We start from the raw sequence: 16,405 nt of genomic DNA on the forward strand, positions 1-16,405 counted from the left end.
CGACCTGGAGCGGCGCCAGCCGCTGCGTGCGCGGATCCTGCGCGAGATGACCCGGCTCGGGATCGAACCCGACGTGGCGCGCACGCTGGTGGCTGAACTGCCCGAGCAGATCAACGCCGACCAGGCACGCTACCTGCCGCTGGGCATGCTCAGCCGCAGCCTGATGGTGAGCGGCCGCGACCTGTCCGGCGACGACAGCAGCGTCGTCGCGCTGGTCGGCCCGACCGGCGTGGGCAAGACCACGACCATTGCGAAACTCGCTGCGAGAGCGGTGATGCGCCACGGCGCCGACCAGGTGGCGCTGGTCAGCACCGACCACTACCGCATCGGCGCCGCCGCGCAGCTGGAGCACTACGGCCGGCTGCTCGGCGCGCGGGTCTACCCGGCCTACGACGCGCGGAGCCTGCACAAGGTGCTGGAGATGCTGCGCGGCAGTCATACCGTGCTGATCGACACCGCCGGCGTCGCCGGCAGCGACCCGCGGCTCAACCAGCAACTGGAGATCCTCGCCGACGCCGGCGGCCTGCGCGCCTGCCTGGTGCTGGCGGCGAACGCGCAGTCGCAGGCGCTGGACGAGGCGGTCCGCGCCTACCTGCCGCTGAAGCCGCAGGCCTGCATCCTGACCAAGCTGGACGAGGCGCCGGCGCTGGGCGGCGCCTTGTCGGTGCTGATCCGCCACAAGCTGCCGCTGGACTACGTCACCGACGGCCAGCGCGTGCCCGAGGACATCGCTGCGGCGGATGCGCGCGCGCTGGTGTGCCGCGCTGCGAAGTCGCTGAAAAGCCCGCCGCCCGACGACGGCCTGATGGCCGAGCGCTTCGGCTTCGCGGTGGCTGGCGCATGAGCGGAGCATTGGCGATGGATCAGGCTTCCGGACTGAAGCAGCTGTTGTCGGTCACGAGCGGCCGGCCCGCGGCGGACACGCCGTCCGCCCACCAGGCCAGCAGCCTGCTGGCCGCCGTGTCGGCCGCGCAGCGGCCCTGCCGCACGATCGCTGTGGCCGGCGGCAAGGGCGGCGTCGGCAAGAGCACGGTGGCGGTGAACCTGGGCATGGCGCTGTCGGTGGCCGGGCACGACGTGGTGCTGCTGGATGCCGACATGGGCCTGGCCAACGTCGACGTGATGCTGGGCCTCACGCCGTCGCGCCACATCGGCCACCTGCTCGACGGCGAATGCACGCTGGACGAACTGATGCTGGGCGCGCCGCGCGGCCTGCGCGTGGTGCCGGCCGGTTCCGGCGCGCGCCGGCTGGCGCAGCTGGACAACGGCGAGCACGCCGCGATCATCCGCGCCTTCGACGAACTGGCGCAGCCGCCCGAATACCTGCTGGTGGATACCGCCGCCGGCCTGTCGGACAACGTGACGATGTTCGCCGCGGCCGCCGCCGAGGTGATCGTGGTGGTGTGCGACGAGCCGGCGTCTCTGACCGATGCCTACGGCCTGACCAAGGTGCTCAGCCGCGATTTCGGCGTGCGGCGCATCCGCATGGTCGCCAACATGGTGCGCAACGAGGGTGACGCGCGGGCGCTGCACCAGAAGCTGGCGCGGGTCAGCGACCGCTTCCTCGACGTGGTGATCGAGTTCGGCGGCTGGGTGCCGCACGACGAGCGCCTGCGCCAGGCCATCCGCCGGCAGTGCGCGGTGGTCGACCTGTGGCCGTCCAGCCACGCCGCGCTGGCATTCAAGCAATTGGCCGGTGCGGTCGATAAATGGGTGGAGCCCGACCGCGCGGGTCTCGACCGGATCGCTTTTTTTGGAGGCCGGACAACACCGGTGGGTGGGGTGCCGAGATGAGCGTGGCTTCGGAATATCTGCAACTTTCCCGCGAGAGTGCCGACGAACTGGTACGTCGGCACGCGCCGCTGGTCCGGCGGATCGCCTATCACCTGATGGGGCGGTTGCCGGCCAGCGTCGACGTGGGTGACCTGATCCAGGCGGGAATGATCGGCTTGCTGGAGGCGGCACGGCACTTCGCCCACGACAAGGGCGCCAGCTTCGAGACGTATGCGGGCATCCGCATCCGTGGCGCCATGCTGGACGAGTTGCGCAAGACCGACTGGACCCCGCGTTCGGTGCACCGCAAGACCCGCGAAGTGGCCGAGGTGGTTCGCCAGATCGAGACCGAGACCGGCGCCGAGGCCGACGACGCCGAAGTCATGCGGCGGCTGGGCATCGGCGTGGAGGAGTACCACCAGGTGCTTGCCGACGCGGCCTGCGTGCGCCTGCTCAGCCTTACCGCATCGGACGACGGCGAGGAGGGCTCGGTGCTCGACGTGGCCGACGAAGGCAGCCTGGGCCCGTCCGAGAACATCGAGCGCGACGGCATGCGCGAGGCGCTGGCCGAGGCGATCGGCGGCCTGCCCGAGCGCGAGCAGATGGTGATGTCGCTGTACTACGAGCAGGAACTGAACCTCAAGGAAATCGGCGCCGTGCTCGGCGTGAGCGAATCGCGCGTGTGCCAGATCCACGGGCAGGCGGTGATCCGGTTGCGCGCGCGGCTTGCCGGTTGGCGCAGTTGATCGAGTAAATCCCCCCGAATCCCCGCGGCCGGACCTCGGCCTGTACCGCACGTGGAGAAGACGTTTGGACAAGAACATGAAAATCCTGGTGGTGGACGACTTTTCCACCATGCGACGGATCGTCCGCAACCTGCTGGTCGAGCTGGGCTTCAGCAACCCGCTGATCCAGGAGGCCGACGACGGCGAGAGTGCACTGGCGCTGCTGCGCAGCCAGCCGTTCGACCTGGTGGTGACCGACTGGAACATGCCGAACATGACCGGCATCGACCTGCTGCGCGCGATCCGCACGGAGGAGTCGCTGAAAGGCCTGCCGGTGCTGATGGTCACCGCCGAGAACAACCGCGACCAGATCATCGCCGCCGCGCAGGCCGGCGTGAACGGCTACATCGTCAAGCCGTTCACCGCGGTCACCCTCAAGGAAAAGCTCACCAAGATCTTCGAACGGATCGCCGCCAGCGGAGTCAGCGCATGAACGCACCATCCTCCCTCGCCATCGACGAGACCCTGCCGCCCGAACTGCGCAACCTGCTGAACAGCCCCGACGGCCCGGCCTTCGAGCAGGCGCTGGACGCGATCGTGCGCCAGCGCGAGCAGCGCCTGTTCCGCGCGCTCGGCCAACTGGCCCGCGAACTGCACGACGCGGTGCGCCGGCTCGGCGGCGAACTGGCCCAGGAAGGCGTGCCCGGCATCATGGCCGATGCGCGCCAGCACCTGCAGGACGTGCTGGAGATGAGCGCGCAGGCCGCCCATCGCAGCCTCGATTTCGCCGAGCGCATGCGGCCGCAGGCCGAATCGCTGACGCGCAACGCCGGCCAGGTGCTCGAATGGACCAACGGCAACGACGCCGCCGCGGTACTGGCGCGCGAGGCGGTGGCGTTCGCCGGCAGCTGCCGCGACGGCCTCGCCGACATGGTGCTGGCGCAGTCGTGGCAGGACCTGACCGGGCAGCGCATCAAGAAAGTCGCCAGCTTCATCGGCACGGTCGAATCGTCGCTGCTGGAGCTGGTGCGGCTGACCGGCGCGCTGGCCGGCGCCGAGGCGCCGGTGGGTGCGGTGAAGGTGTCCAGCCAGGAGGATGCCGATCGCCTGCTCAGCGAGTTCGGGTTCTAGGTGAACGCGGATTTCGACAACGAGCTGCGCCAGGATTTCCTGGTCGAGGCCGGCGAGCTGCTGCAGCGGCTGGACGAGCAGCTGGTCGGGCTGGAAGCGGCGCCGGGTGACGGCGAGCTGCTGAATGCCGTGTTCCGCGCCTTCCACACGGTCAAGGGCGGCGCCGGGTTCCTGGCGCTGGAACCGATGGTGGTGCTGTGCCATCACGCCGAGGACCTGCTCAACGAGGCCCGCAACGGCAAGCTGGTGCTGGGCGCCGTCCACATGGACGCGCTGCTCGAGTCGCTCGACCTGCTCAACGGCATGATGGGGGCAGTGGGCAGCGGAGCGCCGCTGGACATGCCGCCGCCGGCGCTGCTGGCATCGCTGCTGCCGGACAACCGGCCGGCGGCGGTCGTACCGGTCGCCGCGCCGGCGCCGGCGCCGGCGCCCGCGGCGACCGGCGGCGGCACGATCGACGACAGCGAATTCGAGGCACTGCTGGACAGCATGTACGGCAGCGCCGCGCCGGGCACTGTCGCGCCGGCGCCGTTGCCGGCCGCGCCGGCGGCGACGATCGACGACGACGAGTTCGAGGCGCTGCTGGACACGCTGCACGGCAAGGCCGGCCAGCCCGGCGCAGCGCCACCGGCCGCTGCCGTGCCGCCGACGCCGGCTGCTCCCGTCGCTCCCGCGCACCACGCGGCGCCGGCGGAGAGCACCGTGCGGGTGGATACCGCGCGGCTGGATACGCTGGTCAACCACGCCGGCGAACTGGTGCTGGCGCGCAATCGCCTGCTCAGCCTGGCCGCGCGTCACGGCAACGAGGCACTGGCCGAAGCGGCCGGCGAACTGGATCGCATCACCGACGAACTGCAGAGCGCGGTGATGGGGATGCGCATGCAGCCGGTGGGCCGCTTGTTCCAGCGCTTTCCGCGCATCGTGCGCGACCTGGCGCGCCAGCTCGGCAAGGAAGTGGAACTGGTGCTGGAAGGCGAGGGCACCGACCTCGACCGCAGCCTGGTCGAGGCCCTGGCCGACCCGCTGATCCACCTGCTGCGCAACGCGCTCGACCATGGCGTGGAGATGCCCGGCGAGCGCGAACAGGCCGGCAAGCCGCGCAAGGGCCGGGTGTGCCTGTCGGCCAGCCAGCGCGGCGAGCGCATCGTGATCGCGGTGCGCGACGACGGCCGCGGCATGGACCCGGAGATCCTGCGCCGCAAGGCGGTCGAGAAGGGCGTGGTCGACGCGGCGCAGGCCGCACGGCTGTCCGAAGTCGAGTGCTACGAGCTGATCTTCCGCCCCGGCTTCAGCACCGCCGCGGCGGTGTCGGACATCTCCGGCCGCGGCGTGGGCATGGACGTGGTGAAGACCCGCATTACCGAGTTGGGCGGCACCCTGGCGGTGCATTCGCGACTCGGCCACGGCAGCGAGCTGGAGCTGGCGGTGCCGCTGACCCTGGCCGTGCTGCGCGTGCTGATGGTGCGCGTGGACAAGCGCCTGCTCGCCTTGCCGCTGGGCAACGTGGAGGAGGTGTTCGAACTCGACGACGGCCAGGATGGCCTGCTGGACGGTCGCCTGGTCGCCCGGCACCGTGACCGTGCGCTGCCGCTGGTCGACCTGGTCGGCTGGGCCGCTGCGGCGGCCGCGAGCGCGGGCCGGCACGTGGCCGTGCTGCACATCGGCCACCAGCGGCTGGGCTGCCTGGTACACGAGGTGCTCGGCCGCGAGGACGTCATCGTCAAGCCGCTCGGCCCGCTGTTCGACGGCGTGCCGGGCGTCGCCGGCGCCACCGTCACCGGTGACGGCCGGCTGGCGCTGGTGATGGACCTGGCCGGCCTGGCCAGCGGCGACCGGCAATTCCCGACTTCACTGCAACTCACCGGCTGACTGGCATGGACCTGGTAAGCATCATCGGCACCATTCTGGCCTTTCTGGTCATCATCATCGGCACCATCCTGAAGGGTTCCACCGTCGGTGCGCTGTGGAACGCCGCGGCGTTCGTGATCGTCTTTGCCGGCACGGCTGCCGCCTTGCTGGTGCAGACCCAGGGCAAGGTGCTCAAGCGCGCGTTCAAGATGCTCTCGATGGTCTACCGGCCGCCGCAGCACCAGCCGGGCGACCTGATCAGCCGCATCGTCGGCTGGAGCGAGATCTCGCGCCGGCAGGGCCTGCTCGGACTGGAGCCGCAGATCGAGGCCGAGCCGGACCCGTTCGTCAGCAAGGGGCTGCAACTGCTGGTCGACGGCGGCGAGCCGGAGGCGATCCGCAGCGTGCTGGAGGTGGACCTGGAGACCCGTGAGGCGATCGACCTGGCCGCCGCCAAGGTATACGAGATGGCCGGCATCTACTCGCCCACGCTGGGCATCATCGGCGCGGTGATGGGCCTGATGGCGGTGATGCAGAACCTGGCCGATCCGAGCAAGCTCGGCCACGGCATCGCCGCGGCGTTCGTCGCCACGATTTACGGCGTGGCGCTGGCCAACCTGTTCATGCTGCCGATGGCGGCCCGGCTGAAGGGCCTGATCAGCAAGCAGACGCAGATGCGCGAGATCCTGATCGAGGGCCTGGTGTCGATCGCCCAGGGCGACAATCCGCGGCAGATCGAGGCGCGCCTGCAGGGTTACCTGGCATGAAACGGCGCAAGCACGACGAGCACCTCAATCATGAGGCCTGGGCGATCCCGTACGCCGACCTGATGACCCTGCTGCTCGCATTCTTCGTGGTGATGTATGCGGTCTCGGTGGTCAACGAGGGCAAGTTCCGGGTGATGTCCGAGTCGCTGATCGAGGCGTTCAACGGCTCCAGCCACGCCATCGCGCCGCTGCCGCCCACCCACGTGCGCCCGCACAACATCAACCCGGCGATTGCCGCGCCGGCCGGCCAGTCGGGTGCGTCGATGGTGCCGATCGCGGTGCCGATCCCGCCGCACCCGGTGGCGCTGCGCGGCGGCAACGGGCGCGACGTGGCCAACCGCAGCGCGCCGCAGCAGGACCTCGGGCGCATCGAGAGCGAAGTGCGCAAGGCGCTGCAGCCGCTGATCGACCGCAAGATGGTCGAGGTGCGCAACAAGGTGGACTGGCTGGAAATCGAGATCCGCACCGATATCCTGTTCCCCAGCGGAGTGGCCCAGCTGTCGGCGCCGGCGCAGGGCATCCTGCACAGCCTTGCCGGCGTGCTGGGGGAATTCGCCAATCCGTTGCGCGTCGAGGGTTTTACCGACGACGTGCCGATCAACACCGCGCTATACCCCTCGAACTGGGAGCTCTCGGCGGCACGCGCCGGCAGCGTGGCGCGCCTGTTCGTCAACAGCGGGGTGGCCCAGGACCGGCTGGGCATCATCGGCTGGGGCGAGATGCACCCGGTGGCCGACAACGCCACCGTGGAAGGCCGCAACCAGAACCGTCGCGTGCTGGTGGTGGTGATGTCCAACAGCCCGCTGCCGACGCGCGAGCACAGCGACGCCGACGATCTCGGCCAGCATGCCGGAGTGGCCGAGGCGCCGGCACCCGCCATGCTGCCCACCGTGCGCGCCGTCATGCCGCTGACGCCGGCCTCGTCCGAAAGCGGCGCGGCGGACAACGCATCCGCCGCGCCGGCCACGACGGCGGCGCCGGACGCCAACGACCGCGCGGGCCGCCTGTCCGAGCGCACCAGTCCGGCCCATGCCGTCCGATGAGCGGGCCGCACCATCATGGAGTCACCGCATGAACGCCACTGTCGCTGACAGCATCGCAGGGAGCCGCCACTGGCTGTCGTTCCGGATCGGCGCGCAACTGTACGCCGCGCCGCTGGACGAGGTCAGCGAGGTCATCCGCGACGGCGAGCTGACTCCGGTGCCGGGCGCCGCCCCCGACCTGCTCGGCGTGCGGCATCTGCGCGGACGCATCGTGCCGGTGATGGACGGCCGTCGCCGACTGGGTCTGCCCGCCTTGCCGGCGGCGGACCCGGCCACCGTGCGCGTGGTGATGCTGGCACACGCCGGCCAGCGGGTCGGCCTGCGGGTGGATGCGGTCGGCGAACTGCTGTGCAGCGACGGCATCGAGATCGCGCCGCCGCCGCCGGGGCGCGTCAGTCGCGCCGGCGATCCGGTCAGCGGCGTGCTGGCCTGGCAGGGCGGTTTCGTGGCCCTGCTCGACGTGCGCCGGCTGTGCCGGGCGGATGAGGGCGGCAGCCATGTGGCTTGAGCTTGGCGTGGGCGTGCTGCTGCTGTTGGCACTGGCGCAATCGGTGTTGCTGTTCCACGGCTGGCGCCAGTTGCGCGAGCTGCAGCGGCGCGTTGCCGCCCAGTCGCGCGACGTGGCCTATGCCTGCACCGACGTGCCGACCTCGATGCTGGTGACCGCGCTGGGGCAGCTGCAGCGCCAGCTTGGCCGGATCGAACAGCAACCGCCGCCGACCCGCCAATCCTACGAACTGGCCCAGCAACTGGCGCGCGAAGGTGCCGACGTGGAGCAACTGGTCAGCCGCTGCGGCCTGTCGCGCGACGAGGCGAAGCTGGTGCTCGCGATGCGCCCGCCGGCCAGGTAAAGCACCGGTTCAACGTCTCCCGGTGCCCGGCGCTGCCTTTGATGATGGGCAGCGACTCTGCTTTCCTCTCCCACTCGAGGGAAATGTAATGACCCAGCGGTTCCTGCACAGGTCAGGCCGCTAAAGCATACGCTTGAGCGGGTGTCTTCATGCCCAGTGCCTGATGCGGGCGCCGGTGGTTGTAGAAGCCGATCCAGTCGCCGATCACGCGCATGGCGTGCTGCTGGGTCTCGAAGCGGTGGCGATGGGCGCATTGCTCCTTCAAGGTGCGGATGACGCGCTCGACCATGCCGTTCTGCTGCGGGCAGTGCGGGGTGATGAACTCCTGCTTCAGGCCGTAGCTGCGCACCAGCCGGGTGTAGATGCGGCTGGTGAACACCAAGCCGTTGTCCGAGCGCAGCAGGAATGGCGTTGCAACCCGCCCCAACGTGTCGTAGCGCGCAAGCAGTGCCTGCTCCAGGGCCGCGGCGGCCGTGCTGGCCTTGCCACTGCGCGAGAGCTGCCAGCCCAGCAGCTGGCGGGTGTGGCAGTCGATGACCAGGGCTAGCGTCAGCCAGCCATCGCGACCACCCCAGATGCGGCAAAGGTCGGTGGCCCAGCGCTGATCCGGTGCCGTCGCCACGGAAGGCAAGGCCTGGACACGCGGGCGATGGCCCACCGCACGCTTGCGTACCTGCCAGCCCTTGAGCTGGAAGATCCGCTGCACGGTGTTCTTGTTCATGCCCAGCAGCCCAGCCACCGTGCGGTAACCGAACGAAGGTTCTTCCTCAATCAACGCCTTGATCGGTGTGGCCAACGCCTCGTTCACCTCCGGCGGCGCCTTGGTCGGCCGGTAGTACACCGTGCGTCGCGCCACGCCAAACCACCGGCACAGCTTGGCCATCGATACCGCGATGCCGTCCTCCTGCAGTCCCTGCTGGATCGTGACCATCAGGTCTCGTCCTTGCCCAACAGGGACGCCAATTTTTTTCGTGCGCGCAGCTCCAGCATGGCCTCGCCGTAGGCCTCCTGTAGGTCCTTCAGCTGTCGCTCGTACTGCTCGCGCACATCTTCCGGCTTGGCGCGCAGGGCGTTCTCCATCCCCGCCTTGCCCTGGTCGATCCATTCCTCGATCTCGGAGGGCTGCAGGTCAAACTGCCGGCTGGCTTCCGCCACCGTGGTCTTGCCTTGCACGATCTCCAGTACCAGCGCCGCCTTCCGGCGTGCCGTCCAACGCTTGATCTCTTCGTCCATCGTGATGCTCATGGGGTGTTCCTCTTCAAGGTAACACCTGAGCAGGTTTTCACTGGGTCAGTACAGAAAGGGCTTGGGGGAGAGGGGCCTTTGCTCTTCGTCACCGCTGGATCAAAGCCGTTTCGGTCGCCTGCGGCGCCTGAGTTACTTTTCTCTTGCGTGGCCAAGAAAAAGCAAGAGAAAGGCGACATGGCGGAAGCGGCGCCAGAACAGGTTTGAATGAAACGCCGCCTGACACACGTTGCCCGCCGTCATGCGGCGGACATGCAACACCAGAAGATCCCATCCGGCAGCGGCCCGAACGCCCAGGGCAAAAACTTCATGCAGCCGGCATTGACGGGAAGTCTCTTACGGAGTGGTTAGGGCGATAGTGGACAATCTAGCCCCGATTCAATACCAGTTCACGCATTATGAGAAGTTTTACATCTTCTTTGAGTTCCCATAAATATCTATCATGTCCGCCTAATCGTTGGATTTCGCCAAGCCCATATTTTGCCCATACTTTACTTCTGTCTTGAGATAATTCTGTGTATCGAGAGACGGATCCCTGATGGGCAACTGAATTTCTAAATGCAAACCAAACATTGACGTTTTCCCAAGAATCCTTTGTGTTACCGATTTGAGATTCTCGCAATAGGTTAAATACAATATTTACACTACCTCTTACATATCTCAATTGAGAGTCATTTTTCAGTGGTTCACCTTCATAGTCAAGCAAGGGTTTCGATGAATCATAATTTCGGCTTTCAGCAAGGGTCTCGAGAATTTGCCAATATCTAACGTACTGAAAGTCGGTATTTTTTTCGCGCCTAGCCTCTTTGAATAATCTGGCGAAAAACTGGTTTATGGGTTTGGTCTGAAGGCCCGCTAAGTAAGTTTCCAATTGCCGAGGACTTTCCCCAGATAAATTCCCAACCAAGAGGTTGCCAATATACGGGTTCGAAATTGGGTAGTGCATGGCCTTTCCAGAAATGCGATCTAACAAAACTATCCCGAATATTTCACCACTGGAATCTCTTGACAGGGCAGCAGCGAGTAATAGTAGAACTGCTTTATCAATGCAATACTTATTTATTTCATCATAATTCGATCCTATCACTTCCGGGAAATGTAAAACGAACGCAGGATTTGATCGTTGCGAGGAATTACGAAGTTCGTTGCTGTATGGGAAATTTAATCTCACGCTACTGTTATTTTTGAAAAACTCATTCACTAAATCTATTTGGTCTTTAGCTCCTAGGCCGCTATTTGTTGGGATCATTTCGAAGTGATCAAATCGAATTCTTGTGCCTATGAGAAGATTGTGGACAAATACAAACACACAACAGTTTTTTAACTGTGCGTCTTTAGAACTTCGAATGTCAACAGGTTTCAAAAATTCTTGTTCAAGATGATATTCAATATTTAATATTTTTTTACGAAGCTCTGCCTGAGTGTGGGGCTCTTGTTCTTTGTCGATAATCTCAAAAAACATACGTTCATAGTCTTTTCCAGATATCAAATCAACTTGTGGCAATATTGTAGGTTCTTTTGGAGAGTGAAATCTAACCATTTTGACTTCAAATATTCCTAGATCTAAGTAATTGGTATCTATATCTACTTCGAAAACTCCATTTTTTATTTTTGGATCTGTGCCAAAGCCTAATCTTGAAATTGGATTCACCACACCAGCATCATACACTTCAATCTGAACTCGCTGATAATTGGAACCTTTCTCAAATGCTACTTCAACGGGAAGCGGCTCTCCTTTTGTCGCAGAAACTCTCTTCAAAGAGACGATAGTCATGTTGAGCCCTAATGAGGTTGTAGAAAAATCTCTGCCGACCTTGCTTCAATACCCCTCACGTGGACAAGGGGATCGGTATGGCGCGTTACCGGCACATCGACATGAGTTCGCAGCTGTTGCCGGTGGATCTGCAGGCGCAACTGGTGCCGGGATCATTTGCCCATGCCGTGCACCACCTGGTCGATCAGCTGGATCTGTCCGCCTTCGATGCGCATTACCGCAATGATCCTGCCCCAACTTGGGGCATATGCATCCCATGCTCCACGCTCGCTGAGGCACCGTCAAGCGTGGGAATCCCTGCAAACCATCAAGGACTTGTCCGGCTGTCTCGGCTCGCCGCGCAGGCGGATGCTGGCATGCATATCTCGCGAAATGAGGTGTGCATGTCTTGTTGCTCCGAAAACGCCGATATGCATGCCGATGCGGGCAAGTCGCGGCGGCTGCTGGGCGAGGTGTGGCGGGTGCTACGGGTCAGCCACTACAGCCTGGGTTCTAGAGGGGTTCCATGTTCACTTGCCGGCAGGACAACTCGCGTGCGAAGGCGCGGATGCCAGACCACGGCTTGCATGCTTTGGACTGTCGTGCGACGAGGCGGCGCTGATCCTCGCGCCACGTGTGCCGGTGGCGCGAATCAGCCTTGTTCTTCCGCCGCGTCGTACACCGCCGCCAGCACCGAGGCAGCCGCGGCGTAGAGCAGCGCCGGTACGTCCTCGCGCAGGCGCAAGCCGGTCAGCAGGGCGGCGATCTGCGGATCGTGATGCAGCGGCAGGCCCAGCACCTGCGCGCGCGCCAGCAGGGCTTCCAGCGTCTCGGGCGGCAGCGGCTTGATCTCGGCCTGGTTGCCGCCGGCCAGCCGCAGGCTGACCCGGCGCAGCGATGATGGCGTACTCATGCGGTGGCCTGCAGCAGCACGGCGCTGTGCCGGCCCGGCGGCTGCGGCAGGCCGACCTGGCAGCTCAACTGGTCGAGCAGCACGCCGCAGGCGGCCAGCCGCTGGCGCAGCGGGCCGAACTGACGTTCCAGCCGTTGCGCCGTCTCCGCCTGTTCGGCCCACAGCCGCACCGCCAGTCGCGGTTCGCGCAACTGCAGTTCGCCCTGCACCGGACCCAGGGTCGGCAAGTCCAGCGCGAAGCCGAGCGTCCAGCCATGACTGCCGTCGACGGGATCGGCGGCGAACTCCAGCTGCAGCTGCAGCACGTCGCGGCCGTCCTTGCTTTGCAGCGGAATCTCGATCATCCAGGCCGGCAGCGGACTGGCGCCGGCTTCCAGCTGGGCCACTTCCACCCGTGCCAGCGCTGCCTTCACGTCACCGTGCAGGCGATCCAGCAGCAGTTCCACGCCGTCGTCGGCCGGCGCCAGCGGCAGGCGCGGTTGCGCCTGCATGCCACGCTGCAGCAGCGGCGGCGCGGCATCGCTGCGGTTCGGCGGCGCGGGCGCCGGCGCACGCCGGTCGAGCAGGCCGGCCAGGCGCAGCAGCGCGCCTTTCCAGTCATCCTCGGCCAGTGCGGCCAGGCTGCCGTGCGGGCTGGCCAGGCGGGATTCGAAGAACAGGCCGCTGCGGCTGATCGCCTCGCGCAGGCCTTCGCCGCGGGTGATTTCGGCGGGCGTGCGCAGCGATTGCTCGAGCAGGGCCAGCGCCGTGCGCAGGTCCGGCGGCAGCTGGCGCAGCACCGGCCGCTGCGCCAGCGTGCCCAGCGTGGCCAGCAGCGGCGCATAGCCGTTCTGCTGCGGCAGGCGTTCGCGCAGCACGCGCTGGAAGGTCGGGTCGGCCGGATGCGACAGCACTTCCAGTTGCGGCTGCGCGCCCAGGCTCAGCACCCGCACCTGGAACTGCGCCGGCAACTGGCTGCCGGGCAGCTCCGTCTCCACCGTGAGCGCGCCGACCTGCAGCACCAGCAGGCCCTGCGGGTTCACCCCCAACGGCCGCGCCGACAGCACGCTGCCGATGCGCCAGCTTTGCGCCGTGGTGCCGGAGGCTGCACCGGCCCAGGTGAGAGCGGCCAGGCTGGTCGGTTGGATGATCACGTCGGTTCCTGCACGCGGGCCGTGGATGCGAGTGGGGGCGTCCAGCAGGACATCGGCCGCGCCCGGGCGAACTTGAGCCGCGGCCCGTATCGGGCGCCTGGCGCATACGCGGCCGGCATTTTCGCTGGACATTCCTGCGCAAGCAGGCATCCGGCGCCGTTGTGCTTCAAGGGTTTGCCGGCACTGGCCCCGGCTTTCGCCGGAGTGACGGCGGTTTTCCGCGGCGCCCTAAAGCGATCGCGCCGATGGCCGATAAGCCACTCGTCAGCGCCGACGGGCGCGCGTGGAGTGGCGGCATGGCCGGCAAACGAGCGGCGAAGCAGGAACAGGGCGGACGGCAGACGGCACCGGACGGCGCCGCCGCGGTGGTGCTGCCGGCCGACTGCCGCATCGCCGCCCAGGCCGCGCTGAAGGTGCAGTTGCTGGACGCGCTGGAGCAAGGCGCCGGCGTGGTGCTGGATGCCGGCGAAGTGGAGCGTGTCGATACCGCGGCGCTGCAGCTGCTGGTGCTGCTGCGGCGCGAGCTGCAGGCGCGCGGCGCCACGCTGGACTGGCGCAACGCCAGCGCGGCCTTCAACGAAGCGGCCGGCCTGCTCGGCCTGGCGCGGATTCTGGAACTGCCGGCCGCAGGGCCGGCCTGAACGAGGTGGCAGCATGGCAAAGATTCTCGCGGTGGACGATTCGGTTTCGATGCGCGGCATGGTGGCGTTCACCCTGCGCGGCGCCGGCCACGAGGTGGCCGAGGCCGAGAACGGGCAGCTGGCGCTGGACGTCGCGCGCGGCAGCGCGTTCGACCTGGTGCTGGCCGACGTCAACATGCCGGTGATGGATGGCATCGCCATGGTGCGCGAGCTGCGCGCGATGGACGCCTACAAGGGCGTGCCGATCCTGATGCTGACCACCGAGTCGCATACCGACAAGAAGATGGAAGGCAAGGCGGCCGGCGCCACCGGCTGGCTGGTCAAGCCGTTCGACCCGGAGCAACTGCTGGCGACCGTCAAGCGCGTGCTGGGTTAGACGTCCATGGGCGCGGTCGACCTGACTCAATTCCACAAGACCTTCTTCGAGGAGAGCCTGGAAGGGCTCGATGCGATGGAGGCGGCGTTGCTGGCGCTGGACTCGGGCGCGACCGACCTCGAGCTGGTGCATACGATCTTCCGCGCCGCGCATTCGATCAAGGGCGGTGCGGCGACCTTCGGCTTCGCCGACGTGGCCGCGTTCACCCACGTGGCCGAATCGCTGCTGGAGGAAGTGCGCAGCGAACGCCGCGCGGTGGATGGCGGGCTGATCGACCTGCTGCTGCGCTCGGTCGACTGCCTGCGCGCCATGCTGGCGCGCTCGAGTAGCGGCCAGCCGGCGGCCGACGCCGACAGCGAGGCGCTGCGCGGCGAACTGGTGCGGCTGGTCAGCGGCGCGGCGGCAGCGGCGCCCGCCGCCGCGCCGCAGGCGGCGGCCGTGGACGGCTGGGACATCCGTTTCGTCGCGCTGCCGCACCTGCTGCAGACCGGCAACGACCCGCTGCGGCTGTTCCGCGAGCTTGGCCAACTGGGCCGGCTGGAAGTGCGCCGCGCCTTCGTGCTGGACAGCGCGCCGGCGCGGCTGGCCGAGCTCGATCCCGGCCAGTGCCATCTCGGCTGGGAGCTGCGTCTGCACGGCGCGGTGGCACGCGGCGACGTCGACGCGGTATTCGACTGGCTCGACGGCGACTGCGAACTGGCCATCGAGGCGGTGGCCGTGGAAGCACCGGCAGCGGTTGCCGCTCCCGCAGCAATGGCGCCCGTGCCCGCCACGCCGTCGGCACGCGAGGCCACCGCGACTGCCACCTCCGGCGAAGGCGGTTCGATCCGCGTGGGCATCGACAAGGTCGACGCGCTGATCAACATGATGGGCGAGCTGGTGATCACCCAGGCGATGCTCAGCGACATCGGCGAGCATTTCGATTTCTCCAGGCTGGAACGCCTGCGCGAGGGCCTGGCGCAGCTGGAACGCAACACGCGCGAGCTGCAGGAAAGCGTGATGCGCATCCGCATGCTGCCGATCGGCAGCGTGTTCAACCGCTTCCCGCGGCTGGTGCGCGACCTGGAACGCAAGCTGGGCAAGCAGGTGAAGCTGGAACTGCACGGCGAGCACACCGAGCTGGACAAGACCGTGCTGGAGAAGATCGGCGACCCGCTGGTGCACCTGGTGCGCAACGCGATCGACCACGGCCTGGAAACGCCGGAGAAGCGCCGTGCAGCGGGCAAGTCCGAGGCCGGTACGCTCACCCTGGACGCCCACCACGAGGGCGGCAACATCATCGTGCGGATCAGCGACGACGGCGCAGGGCTCAATCGTGCCGCGATCCTCGGCAAGGCGGTCGAGCGCGGCCTGGTCAGCCCGGGCCAGGAGCTTTCCGACGAGGAGGTGGCCGAGCTGATCTTCGCGCCCGGCTTCTCCACCGCCGCGCAGGCCACCGACCTGTCCGGCCGCGGCGTGGGCATGGACGTGGTCCGCCGCAACGTGCGCGACCTCGGCGGCAGCGTGAGCGTGAAGAGCGTGGCCGGCCAGGGCAGCACCTTCACCATCGCCTTGCCGCTGACCCTGGCGATCATCGACGGCCTGGTCACCGCGGTGGGCGAGGAGCGCTACATCGTGCCGCTGATTTCCATCGTCGAGTCGCTGCGGCTCGGGCCGGAGGCGGTGCGGCGCCTCGCCAGCGGCGGCGAGGTGTTCCATTTCCGCGACGAGTACCTGCCGATCATGCGCCTGCACCGGACCTTCGGCTGCGCCGCGGCGGTCACCGAGATCGAGCGCGGCATCGTGGTGGTGATCGAGGACGATGGCCGCCGCGTGGGCCTGCTGGTGGACGACCTGCTGGGCCAGCAGCAGGCGGTGATCAAGTCGCTGGAGGCGCATTACCGCCGCGTGCAGGGCATCTCCGGCGCCACCATCCTCAGCGACGGCTCGGTGGCGCTGATCGTCGACGTGGGCGGCGTGGTGCAGCTGAGCCGGCGCAACAAGGTCACCGGCAAGGCCGCCTGAGCCGCTGCACGCCGGGCGTGCGCCGGCGCGACCATCGCCACGGGTTTCGGCCGTCATGCGCCAATCCGCCGGGCCGGCAACGGCCTGGCGGTTTTTTCATGCGGGGTCGGCCACACGCGGCTGCGCGGCGCAGCGCCGGCGTCGCCGTGCGGCTCAAGTTTCCACCGGCCACGCCGACACAGGCAGAGACAACGGGGGGCCG

The 16,405-nt window shown here is 67.1% G+C and carries 18 protein-coding genes; 13 read left to right on the forward strand and 5 right to left on the reverse strand.

Translation table 11 applies throughout. The annotated features are described in order from the left end of the window. The 10 genes from R5H19_RS10535 to R5H19_RS10580 all read left to right on the forward strand — a co-directional run. Window positions 1-844: FtsK/SpoIIIE domain-containing protein (locus tag R5H19_RS10535; RefSeq protein WP_318158962.1), on the forward strand; the 844-nt coding region annotated here is incomplete at its 5' end. A 14-nt stretch (window positions 845-858) separates the two neighbouring features. Beyond that, the gene (locus tag R5H19_RS10540) at window positions 859-1,794 is read left to right on the forward strand and encodes a P-loop NTPase (protein WP_318159521.1); all 936 of its coding nucleotides are present in this window, start codon (window positions 859-861) and stop codon (window positions 1,792-1,794) included. Continuing rightward, a complete protein-coding gene (locus tag R5H19_RS10545) occupies window positions 1,791-2,519 on the forward strand; it encodes an RNA polymerase sigma factor FliA (protein ID WP_318158963.1) in 729 nt (242 codons plus the stop codon). Before R5H19_RS10540 ends, R5H19_RS10545 begins: the two co-directional genes overlap by 4 nt. 64 nt (window positions 2,520-2,583) lie before the next feature. Further along, complete coding sequence (locus R5H19_RS10550) at window positions 2,584-2,991, forward strand: chemotaxis response regulator CheY (RefSeq protein ID WP_318158964.1); 408 nt, start codon at window positions 2,584-2,586, stop codon at window positions 2,989-2,991. After that, window positions 2,988-3,629 (forward strand): protein phosphatase CheZ, encoded by a 642-nt coding sequence (locus R5H19_RS10555; protein ID WP_318158965.1) that lies wholly within the window; start codon window positions 2,988-2,990, stop codon window positions 3,627-3,629. The genes R5H19_RS10550 and R5H19_RS10555 overlap by 4 nt, the downstream gene beginning before the upstream one ends. Further along, the gene (locus R5H19_RS10560) at window positions 3,630-5,498 is read left to right on the forward strand and encodes a chemotaxis protein CheA (RefSeq protein WP_318158966.1); all 1,869 of its coding nucleotides are present in this window, start codon (window positions 3,630-3,632) and stop codon (window positions 5,496-5,498) included. Window positions 5,499-5,503: 5 nt separating this feature from the next. Beyond that, the gene (locus R5H19_RS10565; RefSeq protein ID WP_318158967.1) at window positions 5,504-6,244 is read left to right on the forward strand and encodes a flagellar motor protein; all 741 of its coding nucleotides are present in this window, start codon (window positions 5,504-5,506) and stop codon (window positions 6,242-6,244) included. Beyond that, window positions 6,241-7,287 carry a flagellar motor protein MotD gene (gene motD, locus R5H19_RS10570; protein WP_318158968.1) on the forward strand — a complete coding sequence of 349 codons (1,047 nt, stop codon included), beginning with the start codon at window positions 6,241-6,243 and terminating at the stop codon, window positions 7,285-7,287. The genes R5H19_RS10565 and motD overlap by 4 nt, the downstream gene beginning before the upstream one ends. A gap of 28 nt (window positions 7,288-7,315) precedes the next feature. Continuing rightward, a complete protein-coding gene (locus tag R5H19_RS10575) occupies window positions 7,316-7,795 on the forward strand; it encodes a chemotaxis protein CheW (RefSeq protein ID WP_318158969.1) in 480 nt (159 codons plus the stop codon). Further along, window positions 7,785-8,138, forward strand: coding sequence for a DUF2802 domain-containing protein (locus tag R5H19_RS10580; protein ID WP_318158970.1), 354 nt, complete (start codon window positions 7,785-7,787; stop codon window positions 8,136-8,138). The genes R5H19_RS10575 and R5H19_RS10580 overlap by 11 nt, the downstream gene beginning before the upstream one ends. Before the next feature lie 112 nt (window positions 8,139-8,250). Here the strand turns inward: R5H19_RS10580 and R5H19_RS10585 are convergent, their stop codons facing one another. The 5 genes from R5H19_RS10585 to R5H19_RS10605 all read right to left on the reverse strand — a co-directional run bounded on the left by R5H19_RS10585 (window position 8,251) and on the right by R5H19_RS10605 (window position 13,182). Then, the gene (locus R5H19_RS10585; RefSeq protein ID WP_318156980.1) at window positions 8,251-9,069 is read right to left on the reverse strand and encodes an IS3 family transposase; all 819 of its coding nucleotides are present in this window, start codon (window positions 9,067-9,069) and stop codon (window positions 8,251-8,253) included. After that, window positions 9,069-9,383: a transposase gene (locus R5H19_RS10590; protein ID WP_318156981.1), complete on the reverse strand. Its 315-nt coding sequence runs from the start codon at window positions 9,381-9,383 to the stop codon at window positions 9,069-9,071. Before R5H19_RS10590 ends, R5H19_RS10585 begins: the two co-directional genes overlap by 1 nt. A gap of 367 nt (window positions 9,384-9,750) precedes the next feature. Next, window positions 9,751-11,157 carry a hypothetical protein gene (locus tag R5H19_RS10595; protein WP_318158971.1) on the reverse strand — a complete coding sequence of 469 codons (1,407 nt, stop codon included), beginning with the start codon at window positions 11,155-11,157 and terminating at the stop codon, window positions 9,751-9,753. A 631-nt stretch (window positions 11,158-11,788) separates the two neighbouring features. Continuing rightward, window positions 11,789-12,049, reverse strand: a complete 261-nt coding sequence (locus tag R5H19_RS10600) for a flagellar biosynthesis protein (protein ID WP_318158972.1) — start codon at window positions 12,047-12,049, stop codon at window positions 11,789-11,791. Then, entirely contained in the window at window positions 12,046-13,182 is a 1,137-nt protein-coding gene (locus tag R5H19_RS10605) for a flagellar hook-length control protein FliK (protein WP_318158973.1), read from the reverse strand. The genes R5H19_RS10600 and R5H19_RS10605 overlap by 4 nt, the downstream gene beginning before the upstream one ends. A 245-nt stretch (window positions 13,183-13,427) precedes the next feature. On the opposite strand from R5H19_RS10605, the gene R5H19_RS10610 reads away from it, so the two are divergent. Genes R5H19_RS10610 through R5H19_RS10620 form a run of 3 tightly spaced genes read left to right on the forward strand, consistent with a single transcriptional unit; the run spans window position 13,428 to window position 16,203 of the window. Next, window positions 13,428-13,823, forward strand: a complete 396-nt coding sequence (locus tag R5H19_RS10610) for an STAS domain-containing protein (protein ID WP_318158974.1) — start codon at window positions 13,428-13,430, stop codon at window positions 13,821-13,823. Window positions 13,824-13,836: 13 nt separating this feature from the next. Further along, on the forward strand, window positions 13,837-14,199 hold the full coding sequence (locus tag R5H19_RS10615) for a response regulator (protein ID WP_318158975.1): 363 nt from the start codon (window positions 13,837-13,839) through the stop codon (window positions 14,197-14,199). Between the two features lie 6 nt (window positions 14,200-14,205). After that, entirely contained in the window at window positions 14,206-16,203 is a 1,998-nt protein-coding gene (locus R5H19_RS10620; RefSeq protein ID WP_318158976.1) for a chemotaxis protein CheA, read from the forward strand. Window positions 16,204-16,405 lie beyond the last annotated feature (202 nt).

The sequence above is a fragment of the Rhodanobacter sp. KK11 genome (genome assembly GCF_033345435.1).
GTDB lineage: Bacteria > Pseudomonadota > Gammaproteobacteria > Xanthomonadales > Rhodanobacteraceae > Rhodanobacter.

What these genes read in the sequence shown, in the direction of transcription:
- motD (WP_318158968.1), top strand. Translation starts at nt 6,241, where the DNA reads ATGAAACGGCGCAAGCACGACGAGCACCTCAATCATGAGGCCTGGGCG.
- R5H19_RS10540 (WP_318159521.1), top strand. Translation starts at nt 859, where the DNA reads ATGGATCAGGCTTCCGGACTGAAGCAGCTGTTGTCGGTCACGAGCGGC.
- R5H19_RS10580 (WP_318158970.1), top strand. Translation starts at nt 7,785, where the DNA reads ATGTGGCTTGAGCTTGGCGTGGGCGTGCTGCTGCTGTTGGCACTGGCG.
- R5H19_RS10565 (WP_318158967.1), top strand. Translation starts at nt 5,504, where the DNA reads ATGGACCTGGTAAGCATCATCGGCACCATTCTGGCCTTTCTGGTCATC.
- R5H19_RS10620 (WP_318158976.1), top strand. Translation starts at nt 14,206, where the DNA reads ATGGGCGCGGTCGACCTGACTCAATTCCACAAGACCTTCTTCGAGGAG.
- R5H19_RS10545 (WP_318158963.1), top strand. Translation starts at nt 1,791, where the DNA reads ATGAGCGTGGCTTCGGAATATCTGCAACTTTCCCGCGAGAGTGCCGAC.
- R5H19_RS10585 (WP_318156980.1), bottom strand. Translation starts at nt 9,069, where the DNA reads ATGGTCACGATCCAGCAGGGACTGCAGGAGGACGGCATCGCGGTATCG.
- R5H19_RS10600 (WP_318158972.1), bottom strand. Translation starts at nt 12,049, where the DNA reads ATGAGTACGCCATCATCGCTGCGCCGGGTCAGCCTGCGGCTGGCCGGC.
- R5H19_RS10590 (WP_318156981.1), bottom strand. Translation starts at nt 9,383, where the DNA reads ATGAGCATCACGATGGACGAAGAGATCAAGCGTTGGACGGCACGCCGG.
- R5H19_RS10615 (WP_318158975.1), top strand. Translation starts at nt 13,837, where the DNA reads ATGGCAAAGATTCTCGCGGTGGACGATTCGGTTTCGATGCGCGGCATG.
- R5H19_RS10575 (WP_318158969.1), top strand. Translation starts at nt 7,316, where the DNA reads ATGAACGCCACTGTCGCTGACAGCATCGCAGGGAGCCGCCACTGGCTG.
- R5H19_RS10610 (WP_318158974.1), top strand. Translation starts at nt 13,428, where the DNA reads ATGGCCGATAAGCCACTCGTCAGCGCCGACGGGCGCGCGTGGAGTGGC.
- R5H19_RS10555 (WP_318158965.1), top strand. Translation starts at nt 2,988, where the DNA reads ATGAACGCACCATCCTCCCTCGCCATCGACGAGACCCTGCCGCCCGAA.
- R5H19_RS10595 (WP_318158971.1), bottom strand. Translation starts at nt 11,157, where the DNA reads ATGACTATCGTCTCTTTGAAGAGAGTTTCTGCGACAAAAGGAGAGCCG.